Origin of the sequence: Hydrogenophaga sp. NFH-34 (genome assembly GCF_021401345.1) — a bacterium.
GTDB classification, from domain to species: domain Bacteria; phylum Pseudomonadota; class Gammaproteobacteria; order Burkholderiales; family Burkholderiaceae_C; genus Hydrogenophaga; species Hydrogenophaga electricum.
Genome location: NZ_JACBGE010000058.1, coordinates 1 through 2,766, shown reverse-complemented (window position 1 = coordinate 2,766; position 2,766 = coordinate 1). Strand labels below are relative to the sequence as shown.

The 2,766-nt window shown below is 59.5% G+C and carries 1 protein-coding gene; it reads left to right on the top strand.

The window, feature by feature from the left end; all coding sequences use genetic code 11:
* Positions 1-106: 106 nt before the first annotated feature.
* Positions 107-2,766 (top strand): Tn3-like element IS1071 family transposase (locus L0977_RS25270; RefSeq protein ID WP_234267680.1); only part of this gene is annotated, 2,660 nt, incomplete at its 3' end.

Genomic DNA, 2,766 nt, shown 5'->3' with positions numbered 1-2,766 from the left:
AAAGCTAGCACTGGCGCGGGGGTGGTCTGGGTAGACCGTTGATTTCATTGACTTTCCTGTTCGCTTTGTAAACGGGTATGGTGGCCTCCCACTTTTGAGGTTCACGATGCAGGGTTGGCACACAACGTTTTTGGGGATGCGTGGGCTCCCCCGCGATATCAGCGACTTCGAGATGAAGGCATTTTTCACCTTCGATGGTGCCGAGCGCGACGCAATCAATGCACGCCGAGGTGATTCCCACAAGCTTGGTCTGGCGCTCCATATTGGTTTCCTGCGCATGAGTGGGCGTTTGCTCGGTGCCTTTCGGGTAATTCCAGTAGCCTTGTGGCGCCACCTTGGCAACGAGCTTGGCATTGCAGCACCAGAAGTCGCCTCGCTGAGAGCCATGTATGAACGCGGGCGCACGCTATTCGATCACCAACAAGTAGCCTGCACGGTCCTTGGATTCCAGTGGATGAGCGAGCACCAGCGCCGCTCACTGGTACGTGAACTGCGCGACGAAGTGGCGCGCTGCGCCGACCGCGATCAGCTACTCGTGCGGGCGCGTCAATGGCTGTACAAGAACAAGCTGGTGATCGTGCACGAGCGGGCAATTCGGACACTGATTGCGGCGGCACTTGCCCAGCTTGAAGTTGAAACAGGCACCGCCATCGCCGCCAGCGTTGATCCAGCAACACTTGATCGCTGGCGAGCCTCAGTTTCAGAGCTGCGCCCAGATGGACAAACCCAGCAGAGTTGGCTATGGGCTGCACCGGCGAAACACTCAACCCGCCAAATCAGCGAGGTACTGGAGCGCATCGACCTGCTTTACACGCTGGACGTTCATAAGCACCTGGCAGACATCCCCGATCTCATCTTGCGCCGCTACGCGCGCCGACTTGTCTCCAGGCCGCCCTCAGCCGGAGCCAAGATCAAAGAGCCAGCGCGCACCGTGGAGGTCGCATGCTTTCTTCGGTATTGCCTGTTCACCACCACAGACCAGTTGATCCTTATGGTGCAGCGCCGGATCGCCGATCTGTGGCGTCAGGCTGCCGCCGATGTCCCCGCTACCGTCAATTGGGCCGCAATGTACAAAACGCTGCTCGGCGAACTTGTTGCCTTGAGCGCGCAAGGTGCGGTGCCAGATGCTGAGTTGCGTGCCCGTCTTGAAGCCTTGATCACCGAAACCCAGAAACGCAAACCACCGAGCAGGGCCTCCCTGGTCCGCGAGGGATTGATTGATGGAATTCGCCCCGTGCGGTCGTTGCTCGTCGCCATTGCAAAGCTGCCCTGGCAGGCCACCGGCGAGCATCCTGCCATCGAGTACCTTGCCAAGCTGCAAGCTTTATATCTCAAAGGATCCAGAAAGCTGCCAGTTGAAGTGGTGGCACCAAGTCTGGGAATGATCTGGCAGGTTTCGATCTCCAGCCCAGACCGGGAACGGGCGTTTCAGGCGTTGGAGGTGGCCACCCTGTTTGCCCTGCGCCGCGCGGTGCGCAATGGCTCGGTCTGGATTGAGCACAGCCTGAGCTTTCGGGGTCGTGCGCGCTTGTTCTTCACGGACGAGCGTTGGCAGGCAGAGTCCAAGAAACACTATGCCCGTCTATCGTTACCCAGCAAGGCTGCCACTTTCTTGAAGCCTTTGCTGGCCAGAGTAACTGCCGGTGTCGATGCGGTGGCCGCTGCAGCCCGCAGTGGCGTACTGCGCGTGGATGATGAACTCCATTTGTCGCCATTGCCCGCAGAGGACGAAGACCCAGAAGTGACCAAGCTGCGCGCGGCTTTGGATCACCGCATCGGTGAGGTTCAATTGCCGGAAGTGATTCTGGCCGTTGACGCCCAGGTGCGCTTTAGCTGGATCATGCTCGGACGTGAGCCGCGCTCTACCGACGAGCTGCTGATGGTCTATGCCGGCATCATGGCCCACGGCACCAGTCTGACTGCGGTCGAATGCGCGCGCATGATTCCGCAATTGTCTGCCACCAGCATTCGCCAGGCCATGCGCTGGGCGCGGGACGAACGGCGTCTGAGCCAGGCCTGCCAGGCTGTGCTGGAATTCATGCAGCGACACCCGATTGCCGCCACCTGGGGGCGGTCCGATTTGGCATCTTCTGACATGATGAGCATGGAGACCACCAAACGGGTGTGGCAAGCCCGGCTTGATCCTCGGCGCAACACACCTTCCATTGGAATCTACTCCCATGTAAAAGACCGGTGGGGCATCTTCCATGCGCAGCCCTTTGTGCTCAATGAGCGCCAGGCGGGCGTGGCCATTGAAGGTGTCATCCGCCAAGAAAAGCTGGAGACCAGCCAGCTTGCTGTGGATACCCATGGCTACACCGACTTTGCCATGTCACATGCCCGTTTGCTTGGTTTTGATCTTTGCCCGCGGTTGAAGGAACTCAAACAGCGCCACCTCTTTGTGCCACGCGGCACCAAAGTGCCCGCAGAAATCGCTGCGGTGTGCGAAGCCAATGTCGACGTCGCTTTGATCGAAAAGCATTGGGATAGTCTGGTGCACCTGGCAGCCTCGGTCATGAGCGGACATGCCAGTGCGGTGGCAGCTCTTGCGCGGTTCGGTTCTGCCGCCCAGGGCGATCCAATCTATGAGGCTGGCGTGCAATTGGGGCGGTTGCTGCGTACGGCGTTTTTGGCTGACTACTTTGTCAAGGACGCTTTCAGGAACGAGTTGCGCCGGGTGCTCAATCGGGGCGAGGCTGTTAACGCCCTCAAGCGCGCCATTTATACCGGCCGGATCAGCCCGGCGCAGGCCAAACGTGTCGATGA